18 protein-coding genes are annotated in these 17,561 nt (G+C 70.2%); 11 read left to right on the forward strand and 7 right to left on the reverse strand.

Annotated features, from left to right (window positions below; translation table 11 throughout):
* Positions 1 to 102: 102 nt before the first annotated feature.
* The 4 genes from ABZ857_RS33705 to ABZ857_RS33720 form a co-directional block, all read right to left on the reverse strand.
* Positions 103 to 645, reverse strand: a complete 543-nt coding sequence (locus ABZ857_RS33705) for a hypothetical protein (RefSeq protein WP_357051308.1) — start codon at positions 643 to 645, stop codon at positions 103 to 105.
* A gap of 699 nt (positions 646 to 1,344) precedes the next feature.
* Complete coding sequence (locus ABZ857_RS33710) at positions 1,345 to 1,815, reverse strand: hypothetical protein (protein WP_357051310.1); 471 nt, start codon at positions 1,813 to 1,815, stop codon at positions 1,345 to 1,347.
* A gap of 608 nt (positions 1,816 to 2,423) precedes the next feature.
* Positions 2,424 to 3,050, reverse strand: coding sequence for a hypothetical protein (locus tag ABZ857_RS33715; protein WP_357051313.1), 627 nt, complete (start codon positions 3,048 to 3,050; stop codon positions 2,424 to 2,426).
* 320 nt (positions 3,051 to 3,370) lie between these two features.
* On the reverse strand, positions 3,371 to 3,976 hold the full coding sequence (locus ABZ857_RS33720; RefSeq protein ID WP_357051316.1) for a hypothetical protein: 606 nt from the start codon (positions 3,974 to 3,976) through the stop codon (positions 3,371 to 3,373).
* A gap of 393 nt (positions 3,977 to 4,369) precedes the next feature.
* On the opposite strand from ABZ857_RS33720, the gene ABZ857_RS33725 reads away from it, so the two are divergent.
* Together ABZ857_RS33725 and moeZ are read left to right on the forward strand one after the other, a co-directional pair.
* A complete protein-coding gene (locus ABZ857_RS33725; protein ID WP_357051319.1) occupies positions 4,370 to 5,284 on the forward strand; it encodes an alpha/beta fold hydrolase in 915 nt (304 codons plus the stop codon).
* A gap of 99 nt (positions 5,285 to 5,383) precedes the next feature.
* Positions 5,384 to 6,562, forward strand: coding sequence for an adenylyltransferase/sulfurtransferase MoeZ (gene moeZ, locus ABZ857_RS33730; RefSeq protein ID WP_357051322.1), 1,179 nt, complete (start codon positions 5,384 to 5,386; stop codon positions 6,560 to 6,562).
* Positions 6,563 to 6,621: 59 nt separating this feature from the next.
* Here the strand turns inward: moeZ and ABZ857_RS33735 are convergent, their stop codons facing one another.
* Together ABZ857_RS33735 and ABZ857_RS33740 are read right to left on the reverse strand one after the other, a co-directional pair.
* A complete protein-coding gene (locus ABZ857_RS33735) occupies positions 6,622 to 6,933 on the reverse strand; it encodes a transcriptional regulator (protein WP_357051325.1) in 312 nt (103 codons plus the stop codon).
* Entirely contained in the window at positions 6,933 to 7,403 is a 471-nt protein-coding gene (locus tag ABZ857_RS33740) for a hypothetical protein (protein WP_357051327.1), read from the reverse strand. The genes ABZ857_RS33735 and ABZ857_RS33740 overlap by 1 nt, the downstream gene beginning before the upstream one ends.
* Positions 7,404 to 7,549: 146 nt before the next feature.
* On the opposite strand from ABZ857_RS33740, the gene ABZ857_RS33745 reads away from it, so the two are divergent.
* The 9 genes from ABZ857_RS33745 (at position 7,550) to ABZ857_RS33785 (ending at position 16,780) form a co-directional block, all read left to right on the forward strand.
* Positions 7,550 to 8,269 carry a hypothetical protein gene (locus ABZ857_RS33745; RefSeq protein WP_357051331.1) on the forward strand — a complete coding sequence of 240 codons (720 nt, stop codon included), beginning with the start codon at positions 7,550 to 7,552 and terminating at the stop codon, positions 8,267 to 8,269.
* Positions 8,263 to 9,528 carry a S8 family serine peptidase gene (locus ABZ857_RS33750; RefSeq protein ID WP_357051334.1) on the forward strand — a complete coding sequence of 422 codons (1,266 nt, stop codon included), beginning with the start codon at positions 8,263 to 8,265 and terminating at the stop codon, positions 9,526 to 9,528. Before ABZ857_RS33745 ends, ABZ857_RS33750 begins: the two co-directional genes overlap by 7 nt.
* A 9-nt stretch (positions 9,529 to 9,537) precedes the next feature.
* A complete protein-coding gene (locus ABZ857_RS33755) occupies positions 9,538 to 10,443 on the forward strand; it encodes a hypothetical protein (RefSeq protein WP_357051337.1) in 906 nt (301 codons plus the stop codon).
* A complete protein-coding gene (locus ABZ857_RS33760; protein ID WP_357051340.1) occupies positions 10,437 to 11,621 on the forward strand; it encodes a S8 family serine peptidase in 1,185 nt (394 codons plus the stop codon). Before ABZ857_RS33755 ends, ABZ857_RS33760 begins: the two co-directional genes overlap by 7 nt.
* Before the next feature lie 118 nt (positions 11,622 to 11,739).
* A complete protein-coding gene (locus ABZ857_RS33765) occupies positions 11,740 to 12,108 on the forward strand; it encodes a hypothetical protein (protein WP_357051343.1) in 369 nt (122 codons plus the stop codon).
* The gene (locus ABZ857_RS33770) at positions 12,096 to 12,416 is read left to right on the forward strand and encodes an MGMT family protein (RefSeq protein ID WP_357051346.1); all 321 of its coding nucleotides are present in this window, start codon (positions 12,096 to 12,098) and stop codon (positions 12,414 to 12,416) included. Before ABZ857_RS33765 ends, ABZ857_RS33770 begins: the two co-directional genes overlap by 13 nt.
* A 240-nt stretch (positions 12,417 to 12,656) precedes the next feature.
* Entirely contained in the window at positions 12,657 to 15,554 is a 2,898-nt protein-coding gene (locus ABZ857_RS33775; RefSeq protein ID WP_357051349.1) for a CDP-glycerol glycerophosphotransferase family protein, read from the forward strand.
* 74 nt (positions 15,555 to 15,628) lie between these two features.
* Positions 15,629 to 16,123: a signal peptidase II gene (locus ABZ857_RS33780; RefSeq protein WP_357051352.1), complete on the forward strand. Its 495-nt coding sequence runs from the start codon at positions 15,629 to 15,631 to the stop codon at positions 16,121 to 16,123.
* Between the two features lie 261 nt (positions 16,124 to 16,384).
* Positions 16,385 to 16,780 carry a DUF6010 family protein gene (locus ABZ857_RS33785; protein ID WP_357051355.1) on the forward strand — a complete coding sequence of 132 codons (396 nt, stop codon included), beginning with the start codon at positions 16,385 to 16,387 and terminating at the stop codon, positions 16,778 to 16,780.
* 13 nt (positions 16,781 to 16,793) lie between these two features.
* Here the strand turns inward: ABZ857_RS33785 and ABZ857_RS33790 are convergent, their stop codons facing one another.
* A complete protein-coding gene (locus ABZ857_RS33790) occupies positions 16,794 to 17,555 on the reverse strand; it encodes an SDR family oxidoreductase (RefSeq protein WP_357051358.1) in 762 nt (253 codons plus the stop codon).
* Positions 17,556 to 17,561 lie beyond the last annotated feature (6 nt).

Genomic DNA, 17,561 nt, shown 5'->3' on the forward strand with positions numbered 1-17,561 from the left:
CAGTCCGTGAGCCGGAGTCGGAGACCTCGTGGGAGGCCTTCCGGATCCGTCATCTTTCCGGAACGGCGCGATCGTCTCGCAGGAGCCGCTGGACCTGCCTTCTCAGTTCACGTCGTTGTTCACGCGGTCGTTGTTGTTGTGGTTCCACCAGTTGTTGTCGTTGCAGTTCCACCAGTTGTTGTTGTTCCACCAGTTGTTGTTGAACCAGGTGTTGTCCTTGTTCTCCTTGTCCTGGAAGCCGATCGCGACGTCCTTGGCGACGAGGCCGAAGCCGGAGAAGTCGTCACGCCGGTCGGCGAACGCCCCCTGGTTCCAGAACTGCTGGTTGTTCCACCAGTTGTTGTTGTCGTTCTGGTTGAAGTTCTGGTTGCGGTCGTTCCGATCGAAGTTGTTGTTGTTGTTCGGGTTGAAGAAGACGGGGAAGACGTTCTCCCGCTCGCCGCGCTCGCCGATACCCCTGTTGCCCTGGGCGATGCCGCCCGTGCTGTCGTCGACGCCGTTGGCCAGGCCGTTCCGGGCGATGGGACGGTCGACGTCACCGTTCCCGCAGCCGGCGCTGGCGGCGCCGGCGCCAAGGGCGAGCGCGCCCCCGACTGCGGCGGTGCTGAGCGCGAGGCCGGCGATGACCTTGTAGAGCTTGGACATGCGTGTCCCCCTTGACAGGATTCAGTTTCCCTGAATTAGTTGAGGACATTTCTTGGATGATACGAAAGAAATGTCCTTTAGGCCTTCGGTTAGGCCCGTCTTCCTGCTGCTGTCATGATTTCCAGCACCGTGGCCCAACAAACGAGCATCTAAGCCTTTTGATCACTAGTTAGAATCTTATGAACTGACTTAGAGGGATTAGGGGAGAAATGTCTCGATTGACCGATTTATGCGAGAGGTGTCACGCATCGGAGTTCGGAAGGAGAGAGAAGCGGGGGCGCCTGTCCGGCCCGTGTGTCCCGCCCGTGTTCCCGCCCGTGCCGTTGCCGAGCGCCGGATCGCCGGTGGGGGCGCGGGGCCGGGGCCTCGATACCGTCGAGGCGGGCGGCCGCCGGTGGCGAATCGTGTGCGGCTGCTGGGGGGAGCCCGCGTCCGTGGAGACCCGCCTTACGAGGAAAAAGGTCAGGGCTCCGGCGAGAGTCTCGCCGGAGCCCTTGTTTCTGCTTGATTGAACGGTCGTTCCCGAAGCGTGGAGTGCTCACTGAGCCTTTGGTGCCGCGGGAACGTGACTGCGCCTCAGGGCGCCGTTCTCCTGTCGAGGCGGTGGAGGACCGTGTGGCCGGCCGTTTCGGTCATCCCTTCGCCTGGCAGGATTCCGAGCGGCGCTGTCGCGCAGGGCCGCTGCCGGCCCCGCCTTTCTCAGTTGCAGAAGTTGTCGTTGTTGTTGTTGTTGAAGCAGTTGTTCTGGTTGTTGTTCCACCAGCAGTTGTTGTTGAACCAGCCGTTGTTGAAGAAGTTGTTCTCGCGGTTGGTCTTGTCGCTGAAGGCGATCGTGGCGCAGGGGCCGACGATGGCGAAGTTGGAGTCGCTGTCCAGGTTGTCGCAGAACGCGCTCTGGTTCCAGAAGCTCTGGTTGTTCCAGAAGTTGTTGTTCTGGTTGTTGTTGCAGAAGTTGTTGTTGTTGCAGTTGTTGTTGTTGAAGGGCTGGCAGTTGTTGTTGTTGTTACAGTTGAAGGGAACGAAGTTGTTGTTGTTGCAGGGCATGCCGCCCATACCGAAGAAGCCGTCTCCGCAGCCGGCGCTCGCGGCTGTGGCGCTCATGGCGATCGCACCCCCGGCGATCGCGGTGCCGAGTGCGAGTCCGGCGAGAACCTTCTTGAACTTGGGCATTGCTGTCCCCCTTGAAAAGGATTGGAATTCCCCGCATCCTTCGATATTTCTCGGTGGAGATTCGAGAGAAATATCTCTATGGCCCCCGTGGGCCGGGTTCCTGCGATACGTTGATGTCCGGCGGCATCACTCGACAAACGCCCCCTTATAGCTTTTGATCAGCTATTAGCAGCATATGGAACGAATTGGAGACAAAAAGGGCGACTTGTCCCATAATGTCCGATTCGATTGTGGGATGCCGGGTGCGGAAGCGAGGGCGCGGCGGCAGGCCGGCGGGGGAGAGGGGACACCCGGGGGCGGACGGTCTCGCGTGGCGGCGGCCGAGGGGCGCCGAGGGGCGCCGAGGGGCGCGGAGGGGCACGGAGGGGCACGGTGTGGGCCGCGGCGGGCGAGACGGTCCCGGCGGGATGGGCGGAACTCCGGAGGCGGCGGCGGAGGGAACCGGGCTCCGATGACGAGCCCCGGAGGCGCGACGAAAAGTGCCCGTGCTCACGACGGGCGCGGAATTCCACGCCCCGGCGAGCACGGGCACATTCATCCGGCACCCGGGCCGGTGGCCCGAGGCTCAGCGTGACCGGTCATCCCGGCCACGCGGCGGACGCCGCGGATCAGGGGATGGCGTCGTACCCCGGCCGCTCGTTGTCGTCCTTCTTCTTCTCTTCCTTCTTCTTCTCCTCTTCCTTCTTCTTGATGTCGGCGTCGACGTCTACGTCGACATCCTTGAGGTTGGCCTTCGGGTTGATCTGGGTGGCCGTGTTCGTGCGCGGGTCGGCCTGCGAGGACTGGTCCTGCCAGGGCCGGTTGTGCATCTGGTTCCAGTCGGTGGTGTTGGTGTACGGAATCGTGGCGTTCTGCGACCACTGGGCGTTCCACGGAACCGCGGCGGAGCCGTTCGACGACTTCTGGAACGGCGTGAGCACGAGCGTGAAGTCACGCATCAGGAACTGGTCCTGGGACTCCGACTGACGGGCGTGCTGCCACTCGTGGTTCTTGTTCTTGTTCTTGTTCTTGTTGCGGTTCGCCGCCTGGTGCTTCTGCCCCTGCCGGTTGCTGTTGTAGTTGCGGTTGTAGTTCCGCGGGACGTAGCGAACACCGCCGGACGGAGCGGGAACGTACCCGCCCATGACGGTCGCTGCGCCGGCCGTGCCGGCGGTGGCGCCACCGAGCACGATGGCCGCGCCGCTCAGCGCGGTGCCGAGGGCGAGGGCCCCCGCGATGTTCTTCAACACGGACATGTGGTTGGTTCTCCTCTGAATATCGCGACCCTTTCCCGGCTCCGTACGGAACCGGGCGGGGTGGTAGTAGTACGGCGCCGCGGATGAGGCGGCGCGATGCGCTGGCTCGCGCCGGCGGCCCCTCTCCTCGAAACCGCCGCCGGCGCTCTGCTTCCTCGACTGCTCACTCGTTCGGGTGCGGAGCGGCGGACGCGTCCGCCGCTCCGCTGCTCGCGGGTTCCGGCTCAGGTGAGACCGCCGGTCACGAGTACGGGTGGCCGTCCGGTGTCGCGTCACCCGCCGTCGCCGGGACGTTCACCGGGGGCCGTCGTGCGGACCCGTCAGGGCACGATCTCCGGCTGGTAGTCGTTGTCCTTCTTCTCCTTCTCGATCTTCTTCTCCTTCTCGACGTCCACGTCGATGTCCGCGTCGATGTCCTTCTTCTTCACGCGCGGGTTGACCTCGGTGGCCGTGTTCGTCTTCGGCTGGGCCAGAGAGTCCTGGCCCTGACGCGGGTTGTTGAACTGGTCGCTGAAGCTGTTCGTACGGGTGTACGGGTACGACTGCGTGTTTCCGTACTGCCAGTTGTACGGAAGCGCCCGTGCGTCGGTGTCCGTCTTCTGGAACGGCGTGAGAACGAGTGTGAAGTCACGCAGCAGGAACTGGTGCTGGTTTTGGCCCTGCCGCTCGTGCTGCCACTGCTTCGTCTTGTTCTTGTTCTTGTTCTTGTTGCCGTTCAGCGCCTTGTGCTTCTGCCGCTGCGAGTTGCGGTTGGTGTTGTAGTTCGCGTTGTAGGGGTACGGGTAGCCGCCGCCGCCCACGTAGCCGCCCATGACGGTGGCGGCGTTCGCGCTGGTGGCGGCGACAGCGGTACCCAGGGTCACGGCACCGCCGGTGAGCGCGGCGCTGATCGCGAGAATCCCGACCAGGTTGTTGAACTTGGGCATTTCATGTCCTCCTTGAAGGATTGTTGCCCCGACACTCCGGCGTTTTCCAAGTCGTTCGGAAAATGCCCTTACTGATGACCCTTGGTGGATCATCCCTGCATTGTCTTGTTTTCCTCACCGTCCGAGCGACAAACGGCGATCAGCGGCTTTTGCCATTCACTTATCGCTTTATTGGGATCGTTGGCACCGATAGGATCGCATTGGTCCGAATTGTGATTCGTATCCGCATTTCGAAATGTCCGAATGAGGGTGATATTGGCCCTATGTCGCTCTCGCCGATCGGGGCGAACCCGGATGATCGAACCCGGGTCCCCCGGGTAGCGGGAGTGCCCGCCGAGGTGGCGTACGGGCAGAGTTATGGTCGAGAAACGCGAGGCGAACAGGGGAGGACGCGTGGGTGTCGAGCCGATTCCACCGTGGCCCGGCCGGCTCATCGACATGGGGGACGCGCGGATCCATGTGCGGACGACCCCTGAGGGGCCGCCGGAGACCGCTGTGTACGTGCACGGCCTGGCGGGCTCGGCGACCAACTGGACCGACCTGATGGGCGAGCTCGCCGACGAGGTGCGGGGGGTCGCCGTCGACCTGCCGGGGGCCGGGTACTCCCCGGAGCCCTCGGACGGCGACTATTCGGTCCCCGCCCACGCCAGGGCGGTGGTCCGGCTCGTCGAGGCCCTGGGGGAGGGGCCGGTCCACCTCTTCGGCAATTCCATGGGCGGCGCGGTCTCGGTGCGGGTCGCGGCCACGCGGCCCGACCTCGTCAGGTCGCTGACGCTGGTCTCGCCGGCGCTGCCCGACCTGCTGCCGAGGTACGGCCCGGCCAGGATCGCCATGTCGGCCGCCCCGCGCCTGGGCGAGCTGGCCGTCCGCTGGCTCAGTGCGCTGCCGCCTGAGCGGCGCATCCAGGCGACGCTCAGCATGTGCTACGCCGACGCCGGGCGGGTCCACCCGGAGCGGCTACGCGAGGCGGTGGAGGAGCTGCGCCGCCGTGACGGCCTGCCGCACGCCGGGGCGGCCATGGTCGGCTGCGCCCGCGCGATCGTGCGCGAATACTTCCGCGTCGGGCCCGACAACCTCTGGCGGCAGGCCGAGCGGGTCTCCGCGCCCACCCTCGTCGTGTACGGCCTGCGCGACCGGCTGGTCCACGCCCGCATGGCGCACCGGGCCGGACGGGTCTTCCGCGACGTGCGCCTGGTCACACTTCCGCACGCCGGTCACGTGGCGCAGATGGAGTATCCCGAGCTCGTGGCCCGGGAGGCGCGGCGCCTGCTGGCCTACACCAGGACGCCCCTGCGCCGAACAGCGTGATTGGGGAATGCGGGGCCACCCCGGTTAAGTTGTGAGAAGAGCTTGTGATGGGCCCATGGAGCCGAGCGCGACCATTGGCACGAAAACGGGAGTGGAACTGTGTCGTTGCCACCGCTGGTAGAGCCGGCAGCAGAGCTGACGGTTGACGAGGTGCGCCGCTACTCGCGCCATCTGATCATCCCCGATGTCGGCATGGCGGGTCAGAAGCGCCTCAAGAACGCCAAGGTGCTGTGTGTGGGCGCGGGCGGCCTGGGCTCTCCCGCGCTGCTGTACCTGGCCGCGGCCGGGGTCGGGACGCTCGGCATCATCGACTTCGACGTCGTGGACGAGTCGAACCTGCAGCGCCAGGTGATCCACGGGCAGTCGGACGTGGGCCGCCTGAAGGCCGAGTCGGCCGCCGCGTCCGTGCGCGAGATCAACCCGCTGGTCAACGTCGTCATTCACAACGTCGCTCTCACGACCGACAACGTGATGGACATCTTCTCCGGCTACGACCTCATCGTGGACGGCACGGACAACTTCGCCACCCGCTACATGGTCAACGACGCGGCAGTGCTGCTCGGCAAGCCGTACGTGTGGGGGTCCATCTACCGGTTCGACGGGCAGGCGAGCGTCTTCTGGGCCGAGCACGGGCCGTGCTACCGCTGCCTCTACCCCGAGCCCCCGCCGCCCGGCATGGTTCCGAGCTGCGCCGAGGGCGGCGTCCTCGGCGTGCTGTGCGCGTCGATCGGCTCCATCCAGGTGAACGAGGCCATCAAGGTCATCACCGGCGTCGGCGAGCCGCTCGTCGGCCGCCTGATGATCTACGACGCGCTCGAGATGAAGTACCGCGACGTCAAGGTCCGCAAGGACCCCGAGTGCCCGCTGTGCGGCAAGAACCCCTCGATCACCGAGCTGATCGACTACGAGGCGTTCTGCGGCACGCTGTCCGACGAGGCGCAGCAGGCCGCCGCGGGCAGCACGATCACCGCGGCCGAGCTCGAGGCGATGCGCGAGCGGGGCGAGGACATCATGATCATCGACGTCCGCGAGCCGAACGAGTACGAGATCGTCAGCATCCCGGGCGCCGTGCTGATCCCCAAGGGCGAGTTCCTCAACGGCTCGGCCCTGGAGAAGCTGCCGCAGGACAAGAAGATCGTGCTGCACTGCAAGTCGGGCGCCCGCTCGGCCGAGGTTCTCGCGGTCCTCAAGAACGCCGGCTTCTCCGACGCCGTCCACGTGGGCGGCGGCGTGCTGAGCTGGATCAAGACGGTCGACCCCAGCCTGCCGACCTACTGACGCGCGACCGTTGACGGCCGCCGCCTCCCGACGAGGCGGCGGCCGTCGCCGTCCACGCTCTAAACGTGTTTGTCCGGCACCACGCTGAGGCCGCTGGGCGCGACGATGCGCTGCAGGTTCTCGACGTACGCGGTGAACGCCGCCCGTCCCCTGGCCGTGAGCGAGAACCACGTCTTGGGCCGCTTGCCCACGTATCCCTTGCGTACGGCGACGTATCCGGCGCTTTCCAGCGCGCTGCCGTGCTTGGACAGGACGGAGTCGCTGACGCCGACGGTGTCGCGGACGAACCCGAACTCCGCCTCCTCGGCCGCGGCGAGCAGCGAGACGATCTGCAGGCGGGTGGGCGCGTGGATCACGGGGTCGAGCTCCATCAGCGGTTCTCTTCGAACCTGCGGGCCGTCCGGCGCGCGATGGCGCGGGAGACCGCCCGGCTGCCCAGGGCGAAGTACAGAGTCATCGCGAGGCCTCCGCAGGCCATGCCGTACGGCACGTGCGCCGCCGCGAGGGGGAACGACACCGCGTAGCTCAGCAGGATGCCGCCGGCGAGCCACGGCAGGTAGACGGCCGAGAAGTCCCGCCGGAGCGCGGGGTCCTTGACGCTCATCGGCCGCGTCTTCCCGTAGACGGTGCCCAGGGCCACCATCGCCGCGGCGAGCAGGAGCACGCATCCGACGATCGCCGGGACCGGCAGCCGTCCGGGCTCGGCGACGGCCAGGATCCCGGTGATCAGCAACCCCAGGCTCGTGATGAACCAGGTGGACAGCCAGGGTTGCGCTCTCATGGCCTTCGCCTGCGTCTGCCGGATCGTCGCCAGGCTGCGCGCCGCTTCCTCGGGGTTCATCCGCGTCACCACCTCTTTCCACATCGGAAAGTACTTTTCACTTTCCGAACCGTCAAGTACTTTCCGGGGACATTTGTGGGGATGGCGGTCGGTAGGTCGCGTTAAGGTCACTGAAGGAGGGAGGCCGCGACGGGAACGGAGGCGCAGTGGGCGAGACGCGGACCTGGCCGGCCGTGGCCGTGGCCTCCGCGATCACCCTCGTCTGCGCGATCGTCGGCGGGATCGCGGCCAGTGCCGCCGTCGCCGAGCTGACCAGAGGACCGAGCGCCGCGGAGCTGCGCGAGGCCCAGGCGGCCGAGACGGCGCTGCGGTGGGAGCGCTGGCCGGCCGGCCGGATCTTCCCCGCCACCCTGGCCTACACGAGCGAGCAGGGCGGGCGTGAGCAGGCGCGGCGGGTGGGCATCTCCTCGCGCACCGACTGCCGCGGCGCCGTCGACGCGGCCATCGCCGGCCAGATGAAGGACGCCGGCTGCCGGGCGATCCTGCGGGCCACCTACCTCGACGCCCTCCAGGGCATCGTGGTGACGATCGGCGTGGCGGCCTTCCCCGACGAGCTCAGGGCGCGCTCGGCCATCCCCATATTCCCCGGCGTCGGGTCGGCCGCCCCGGGGCTGCGGGCCCTCGCGTTCCCCGGCACCGTGACCGACCGCTTCACCGCGAGCGGGCGCCAATCGCTGATCCTGCGCGCGGCCGGGCCGTACCTCGTGATGACGACGGCGGGGCAGGTCGACGGGCGTCCGGCCCGTGCGCTCGGGGAGCAGCGGGAGACCATGTTCTCGTTCACGGAGGAACTGGCCGAGGAGGTCGGCGCCATCCTCACCGCGCCGGCGTCCCCGGACTGCGCGGCCAAGGAGTGGCAGTGCTGACCGCGCTGCGCCGCAGGCTCCTCGCGGCGTCCGCCGCCGCGCTCGCCCTGTCGGGCGGCGCGTTCCTCGTGCCCGGCCCGGCCAGGGCCGACGACGTACGGCTCAGCCAGCAGGACGTGCTGCGCACGCTCGATGTCGACGACGCCTGGCGGCTGACGAAGGGCAGGGGCGTGACCGTCGCGGTCCTGGACTCGGGAGTCGACCCCGATCATCGCGACCTCGCCGGATCGGTCGTCACCGGGAGGGACTACACGGCCGGGGCCAACCCGCGCGGGGTGCAGCCGGTGCGCCTGCACGGCACGTACATGGCCTCGCTCATCGCCGGGCACGGGCACGGTCCCGGCGGCGCCGACGGCATCATCGGCATCGCGCCGGAGGCCAGGGTGCTGTCCGTGCGGGTGATCCTGGAGGACGAGGAGCCCGGGTTCCGCACGTTCAACTCCGACGCGCGGTACGAGGCCGTGGTCGCCAAGGGCATCCGGTACGCGGTGGACCACGGCGCCGAGGTCATCAACCTGTCGCTGTCCAAGGACATGCCGACGAAGGACGAGCGTGCGGCGATCAAGTACGCGATCTCCAAGGGCGTCGTCCTGGTCGCCGCGGCGGGCAACGACGGGGCGGGCAAGCGGACCGCGCCGTACTCCTACCCGGCGGCGATCCCCGGCGTGATCTCGGTGGCCGCCGTCACGTCCACGCTGCGGCGGGCCTCGTTCTCCAACCGCAACTCCTCGGTGATGGTGGCCGCGCCGGGCGTCGACGTCCTCGGGGCGGGTCCCGGCGACGAGTACTGGGTCGGCCGGGGGACCTCACAGGCGACCGCGCTCGTCTCCGGCGTCGCCGCGCTGATCAAGTCGCGTCACCCCCGCATGTCGCCCGCCCTCGTCGCGCAGGCGCTCGCGTCGTCGCCCGCCCGCCGGGGGCCGTACAACACCGGCACCGGGTTCGGGGTGGTCAACGCGTACCGGGCGCTGAGCGTCGCGGCCACCCTCGCCCGCCACCGCGCCACGGCGTCGGGGACGGGCGTGCAGAACCCCTCGCGTCCCGTCCGCTCGGCCGCGAACGACCACGACCCGATCGTGGTCGTACGGCGCGACACGGGGGCGATCCTCCTCTACGGCGGCGTCGCGCTCGGCGCCTTCGCCGGCTCCGGCGCGGGCGTGGCCGTCCTGCTCGTGCTCACGCGGCGGGCGCGCAGACGGCAGCGGGAGGAAGACGACGCGCTGCCGCCGGCTCCTTGGCCGACGGGCCTGCCGACGTAGCATCGAGGTATGCCGCCCGAGCAGTCCCGCATCCCGCAGACGGCGCGGACGCCGTCCGGCCTCCGGCGGGCGGGTCCGCGGGCACTGCCGCTCGGCGCGTCCGCCCGCCGCCCCCGCGCGCGGCCCTGGACGGCGTCGAGGGGACGGGCCGCCGCCGCCCAGGCGGCCAGGGAACGGGCCGAGCTCGAGCGCGGACTCCGGTTCCGCTCGCTCTACCTGACGATCATGGGCGTCGTCCTCGCCGTCGCCGCCGTGAACGTGCTGCTGGGGTCGGTCGGGCTGATCCAGGAGAACAGGTCCCGGCCGCTCACCGACGCCGAGCGCGCCCGCTACGTGGCCGAGGACGTGGCCCGGCGGTGGCGTGCCTGGCCCGCCGGCATGGTCTTCCCCGAGGAGCTTCCGTACACGGCGCTCGGCCGCGCCCAGCAGTACGCGCGCAGGGTGGGCATCGCTCCCGAGGCCGCGTGCGCCGCGGCGGTCGACGCGCCGGTGGCGTCGGTCCTGCGCAAGTACGGCTGCCAGGCCATGCTGCGCGCCACCTATGTCGACCAGACCTCGACGTTCGCCGTCACCGTGGGCGTCGCCGTGCTGCCGAGCGAGCAGGCCCGCGCCGACGCGGCGGGCGAACTGCCCGTGGACGACCGGGTGGGCGTACGGCCCGTGGCCTTCCCCGGCACGGTCACCGACACCTTCGGCGCGGCCCAGCGCCAGCGCACGGGATGGGCGGGAGCCGGGCCGTACATCGTCTTCTCCACCGTGGGGTACACCGACGGAAGGACTCGTGCCTCAGTCCCCCTGGAGGAACAGGTGAACAGCGAGATGTGGCCCGTGGCCGAGACCGTGGCCGGGCGCATCGCGCGCGCCCTCGGAGAGCCCCCGGACGTCCCCCGGTGCACCCAGGGGAACGTGTGCTGAGGCCGGCCTCCCTCAGCGCCGCGCTGACGGCCGTCCTCCTGGTTCTCCTGGGGACCGGACCGGCGGCCTGGGCGGCGGCATCGGCGCCCGGCCGCGGGGACTCGCGGTGGGCGCTCGACGCCGTCAACGCCGCCGCCGCCTGGAAGGTCAGCAGGGGCGCGGGCGTGACCGTCGCCCTGCTCGGCGGCGGGCAGCCCGACACCGGCGTGCCCGAGTTGAGCGGCCGGGTCGAGCGCGGGCCGGACATGACGGGCCCGATGTTCGGCGACGAGACGGTGCGCCCGGGTGACGACGTGACCGCGCTGGCCTCGGCGATCGCCGGGAGCGGGCGTGGCGGGGGGACGTCCGGGATCGCGCCGGAGGCGCGGGTGCTGTCGCTCCCCGTGGTCCGGAGCCGGCCCGAGGGCGGCTCCGTCGAGCCGGAGGGCCCTGCGGGGGAAACACAGGACAGCCCGCTCGCGCGCGGCATCCGCTACGCGACGGGCCGGGGCGCCAAGGTCATCTGCCTGCCCGTCCCCGCGTACGCCGTGGACCGCGTGGAGCGGGACGCCATCTCCTTCGCGCTGGCGAGGGGCGTCGTGCTGGTCGCGGCCGTGGGGGACGCCGGCCAGTCGCCGTACGCCCGGCAGAACGGCACCTCCTACTGGGCGTTCCCCGCGGGCTACCCCGGGGTCGTGGGTGTCGCCGCGGTCGACCGCAAGGGCGCCAAGACCCCGGGCAGCAGCGACAACCTCTCGGTCCTGGTCGCCGCGCCGGGCGACCGCGTGCCCGTCACCCTCGCCGGGGGCCGGCGGGGAACCGTGTCGGGGACCGGTGTGGCCAGCGCGATCGTCGCGGGCACGATCGCGCTAATAAAGGCGAAATATCCGGATTTGCCGCCGGAATTGGTGTCGCGTGCTCTGACGGTCACCTCCCGTCCTCACCCGTCCGCGGGTTATGACGACAAAGTCGGATTCGGAGTGGTGGACGCGGCGGCGGCCCTGCGGAAGGCCGCGGAGCTGACCGGATACGGCCGCGCGCCGTCCGTCCAGGACGACGCGCATTTCGGCAAGGGCCCGGTCTCGCAGGGGCCCGCGCGCCCGGGGCCGGATCCGGTTAGGCTCTGGATCTACGGCATCGCCGTCGCCCTCGGAATCGGCGGCTTCTGCGCCGCGGCCGTCGCGCTGCGCCGCCGGTGACCGGATGTCGCCGGTGATCACATGTTGGCCGCCGTTCTGCAGCATTTCGGACGCGGTACTCCCGATGTTGGTGTTTCCGGTCACAAGGCCAGGTCAAGTTTCGCTAAGGTCGCGGCTCATGGGGTACGAGCTGCGCGTAGAGCGGGATGCACCGCTCGCCTACGCCGAACTCGCGAGCGTCTCGGCGCAGGCCGGATTCGAGCTGCGCGGGTCGCACGAGGCGGGCGAGGTCGTCGCGCGCCACGGCGACTCCGTGCACCAGATCGCGACCTGGTCGGGACGGCTCTTCGGCCAGCCCGGGTCGGACTGGCAGGTCGCCCAGCTGGCCCGTCTCACCGATCTCATGGGGGCCCGGCTCGTGGGGGAGGACGGCGAGGCGTACGGCATCAGGAACGGCGTCGTCGAGCAGATCAACGGGTCGTCCACCTATGAGTTCGGCAAGCTCGAAGAGATCATCGCGGCCGGGCCGACCGAGTGGAGCGCTTGAGAGACGGTCGCGGCCAGCCGCCGCCGTATGCGGAGCGGGTGCTCGACCTGGTCGAGCGGATCCCACCCGGCAAGGTGATGTCGTACGGAGACGTCGCCGAGTACCTCGGCGAGGGCGGACCCCGGCAGGTCGGCCGCGTGATGTCCCTGTGGGGCGGAGCCGTGCCGTGGTGGCGGGTGATCCACGCCAACGGCACCCCCGCGGCCGGTCTGGAACCCGAATGCCTGGCCCGGTGGCGCGAGGAGGGCACTCCGGTCCGCGGCGCCCGGGCCGACATGCGCGCGGCCCGCTGGGACGGCCGGGCCTGACCGGCGTGGTGATCACAGTAGCCTGCTCCAGGCCCTGACTCGGCGGCTGACGAACCGCGCCCCGGGCGGTCGGATCGGCGCCCTTCCCCCCGGCGTAGTGCCGCTCGTCACCCGGTGCCACAGGGGCGTCACCCGGCGATTCACAGGAAATCCACAGGCTTCCGCGAGTCAGGCCTGGCAGTGTTCCGAGGGCATTACCATTTTCTGAACACAGGTCTGGCGAAGGGTGGTGCCTCCCGAATGACACCCGCACCCACGAGCGACGCCGTCGCCGAACGACTGCGGGCTGTCCAGGAGCTTTACGACCGGGGCGAGCCCATCGACGCGCTTGTGGCGCTCGTGCGCGCGGAGGGGCTGAGCCCCGCGCAGCGCCGGGAGGTCGACCGCGAGGCGATCGTCGGTCCCCTCGGTCTGCGCCTCGACGCCGCAGCCAAGCGCGGGCCCGCCCGCCGCCGCCAGACCATCGACGCGCTCCGGCCGTACCTCGCGGAGGTCGACCCGAAGGTCAAGCGGGAGCTGCCGGTCGGGCGCCGGGTCGCCTGCCACCTGATCGAGACGCAGGACCCGGGCGAGCTCGCCGAGGGCGACGCGCTGGCCAAGCTCGCCGCCGCCGCGGCCGAGCCCTCCCGCCGGGTCCGGCGGGGCCTGCGGTGGTACGCCGACCTGCCGGTGGAGGTCGGCGACCCGTCGCTGCTGCGCCTGCGGGCGGCCGACCTCGTGCCGGTCACGCAGATCGACGACATCACCTGGGTGGGCAACCGCCTGAGGGTGACCGGGCACGCCTACATCGCGGGCCTGTCGGTCCGCAGCGGGCGGTTCAACCGCGCCACCGTCGTGCTGCACGGCCCCCGCTGGCTGCCCCGGGTCACGATGAAGACCCGCAGGACCTACCGCCCCGAGGCCACCCACGCCGCCCGCGAACCCGGATGCAACTACGACTGGGCGGGCTTCACGGCCGAGCTGCATCCGTTCGCCCTGCGCTGGCGTGCCGCCGTGCGGGCCCTGGTGCGCGGCGCGAAGCGGGTGCTGCGCCGCCGCCACACCGTCCAGGACACCACCACCTGGCGGGCCGAGATCGTGATCTGGAGCCGCGCCGCCCGCGCCAAGGGTGTGCTGCGCGGTCCGGTGATCGGCCGCACCGAGCGCCCGGCCGGGCTGCAGGTGCGCCCCCGCTGGTGGGTGCGGCCCGTGTGGACCTCCGACAAGGCGCTGCAGGTGGTCTACCAGCCGACTCGCGCCCAGCTCACCGGTGTGCGGCTGAACGGCGACAACATCGAGCTCACCGGCTTCCTGCCGGGCCGGCCCGTCACCAAGGGCAAGGCCCGCGTCGGCGGGCACCGCATGTCGGCCGACTTCACCCCGGCCGAGGGCGGCAGCCGTTTCTCGCTGTCGCTCGCGGTCGGCACCCTGCTCAACGCGGAGTCCCGGCGGCTGTGGGTCGAGCCCAAGGGAGACCCGGCCGCGGCCGTCATGCTGGAGGGCGCGGAGGAGACCCGCCTCCTCATCGGCGAGCGCGAGGTCACGGTGCAGGGCGACCGGCGCGACCGGGTGGTCATCTCCGGCCACAAGATCTTGCCGGTGATCACCTCGGCCGAGTGGCACGACGAGTCGATCACGCTCACCGGCCGCTACCCCGACCCCGACCAGGGCCCGCGCGACCTCGTGCTGCGGCACCGGGGCGGGCTCACGATCCGCGTGCCGCTCGAGCGCGACGGCGAGCGGTTCACCGTACGGCTGTCGCCCGGTGCGATGCCGCGCTTCGGGTCGGCCGTGCCGCTGGCGGAGGGCACCTGGAACGTCTCGGTGGCCCCGCCCGGCAGATACGGCCCCGCCATGGTGCCCGCCCGGTTCGACCACGCGGCTCTCGACGCGCTGGACGAGGGTCCCCGGGCCATCGGCGGCCGGGCGTACCGCTTCGTGGCCACCCGCTACGACGTGCCGGTGCTGGTGGCGGCCGAGGACCGGCCCGGCGACGAGCGGAGCGCGGCGGGTGTGTGGGCGCTCAGCCGCACCTTCTACCCCGCCGAGCGCGCCCGGCCCCTGCGCGAGGCCACCGTCTACGTCTCCTACGACGGCCGCGCGTACTCGGACAACCCGCGGGCCGTCTACGAGGAGCGGTTGCGGCGCGGCGACGAGGGCGAGCACATCTGGGTCGTCAGGGACGGCGCGTTCGTGCCGCCGGGCTCACGTGAGCTGGGCCTCGGCGACGGTGTGGCGCCCACGGTCGTCCGCGAGGGCAGCCGGGAGCACTACGAGGCGCTGGCCCGCGCCCGCTACATCGTCTCCAACAACTTCATGCCGCAGTGGTTCCGCACCCGTGAGGACCAGGTGTGCGTGCAGACCTGGCACGGCACGCCGGTCAAGCACATCGGCCGCGACCAGGCCCACATGAAGCGCGAGCCGCGGCCCCCGGTGTGGCACCGCCAGGCTGTGGAGGTCCGCGGCTGGGACCTGCTGCTGTCGCAGAGCCCATGGGCGTCGTCCGTGCTGCGCAAGGCCTTCGGCTACGAGGGCGAGATCCTGGAGTCGGGCTACCCGCGCAACGACGTCCTCGTCTCCGGCGACCGTGACGTGCTGGCGGCGGAGATCCGGCGCCGGATCGGCATCCCCGAGGGCAAGCGGGTCGTCCTGTACGCGCCGACCTACCGCGACTACGACCGCAGGAACGCCGCGGTCAAGCTCGACCTGGCCGACGCGAAGCGGGCGCTCGGCGCCGACCACGTCGTGCTGGTCCGCGGCCACATGATGCAGGCCTTCCCGCACGTGAACTCCCACGACGGGTTCGCGATCGACGTGACGACCTACCCCGACATCACGGATCTGCTGGTGATCGCCGACGTGCTCGTCACCGACTACTCGTCGGTCATGTTCGACTTCGTGGCGACCGGGCGGCCGGTGGTGCTGTTCACGCCGGACCTGGCCAAGTATCGCTCGTCCCGAGGGCTGTACCTCGACCTGGAGTCCCAGCGTCCGGGGCCGCGGCTGGAGAGCTCGCCCGAGGTCGTGGAGGCCCTGCGGAACATCGACGCCGTGACCGCCAAGCTGGCCGACCGTTACGCGGCCTTCGTGCGGACCTACGCGCCGCACGACAACGGCAAGGCCACCGCCCGCGTCATCGACCGCGTCTTCTCCTCTTGACCGGAACCGAGAACGTCGGGGAATGCGAGGTAGGGGTGTCGGACGGACGAGGCTCGCAGGGGACGAGACCAGGAATGCGGCCATATGGGCGGATGCTCGTACTGGCCGCGGTGGTTCTTCTCGTGGACCAGGCCTCCAAGTTCTGGGCGATCTCCGCGCTTTCGGACGGTGAGGGCATCACGGTGATCCCGCGGCTGATCCGGTTGCGGCTGTTGCTGAACCCTGGTGCCGCCTTCTCGATCGGCGAGGGGGCGACGTGGGTGTTCACCCTGGCGGCGGCCGCCGCGGTCGCCGGCATCCTGTACATCGGGCGGCGGCTGCGTTCGTCGGCCTGGACCTTCGTGCTGGGCGTGTTGCTCGGGGGCGCCACATCCCATCTGCTCGACCGCCTCTTCCGCCCGCCCGCCTTCGCCCAGGGCCATGTCGTGGACTTCATCGACTACGGCGGCCTGTTCGTCGGCAATGTCGCCGACATCGCGCTCGTGGGGGGCTGCGCCCTCCTCCTGCTGCTCAGCCTGCGCGATGTCCCCCTCGGGGAGGTAGCCGACAAGGGACGTTCATCCGCGTAGGCGGACCGTCCCGGCGGTTCTCCTCCTGACCGGTAAGCCTTCTGCGCCCCCGGGCCGTCTCCATGCGGCCCGGGGCGCGGCATTTCGTCCCGACGCCTGGCGGAATCCCGTCGGCATCTGTCGCCAATGCCCCTGGGAAGGCGTGCCGACCGGCTGGTTGGCTTTCTGACGCGGGTTCGCCGTCACCATCCGCGGTGCCGGCCGTCTGCTCGCGCCATCACGACAGCCATCTGAGAGAGCCGCACGATCATGAGTCTTGTCATGCCGATCCTGATCGGCCTCGCCTACGCCGTGCTGATGTCGCTGATCCCCGAACCGCACCGCCGTCGCTTCAACGCCATCATGGTGGGCGGAGCGGGGGCCGCCTACCTCAGCGGCGGGGGCCTCGGCGGCTGGGAGTTCCCCTTCACCGCCCTCGTCGCGTACTGCGCCTACCGGGGTTTGGAGTCGTGGACGTTCATCGGGATCGCGTGGCTGTTGCACACCGGATGGGACATCCTCCACCACCTCAAGGGCAGCCCGATCATTCCTTTCGCCCATGACTCGTCCTTCGGCTGCGCCATCTGCGATCCCGTCATCGCCCTGTGGTGCTTCTGGGGCGGTCCCTCGCTCATCAGCCTTGTCCGGGCCCGAGTCGCCCGGCCTCACACCCCGTGACCGGCCGGCCTGCTCAGGCCTGGTCGGTCGGCAGCACGACGACCTGACGGAGGTTGACGTGCCTGGCCCGGCTGACCGCGTACGCGATCAGGTCGGCGATCTCCTCGGCGGTCATGGGAGTGATGACCTGGGACATCCCGGCCAGTTGCGCCGCGAGCTCGGGGTTGTCGACGTGGTCGCCCAGCTCCGTCGCGGTCAGGCCCGGCTCGATGTTGGTCACCCGCACGCCCCGCGGGCCGAACTCCGCGCGCAGGCTCGCGGACAGGTGGGTGAGGGCCGCCTTGGTCGCCCCATAGACGGCGTAGCCGGGGAAGACGACGTGGGAGCCGATCGACGAGATGTTGACGAGGTCGGCTGCCCGTCCCTCCGCCGCCGCCGCGAGCAGGTCGGGTGTGAAGGCCCGCGTCATCCGCAGGACGCCCGCGATGTTCGTGTCCAGCATCCGCGTCCACTCGTCGATACGGCCGTCGTCGATCGGGTTGGGCAGCATCACGCCCGCGGCGTTCACCACCAGGTCGGCACGGCCGAGTTCGGCGTGGATCCGGTCCACGGCGGCGGCCACGCTGTCGTCCCGGGTGACGTCCGCGGTCACGGCCAGCGCGGCGCCGCCGTCCACGGCGATCTTCCGGGCCAGCTCCTCCAGCCGGTCGGCGCGGCGGGCGAGCAGTGCGACCTTCGCGCCGGAGGCGGCGAGCAGCCGCGCCGTCGCCTCTCCCATGCCGCTGGCGGCCCCGGTGACCACGGCGACGCGTCCGGCCAGGCTCTCGTAGCTCATCGTGAC

Origin of the sequence: Microbispora sp. NPDC046933 (assembly GCF_040644635.1) — a bacterium.
Lineage (GTDB): Bacteria > Actinomycetota > Actinomycetes > Streptosporangiales > Streptosporangiaceae > Microbispora.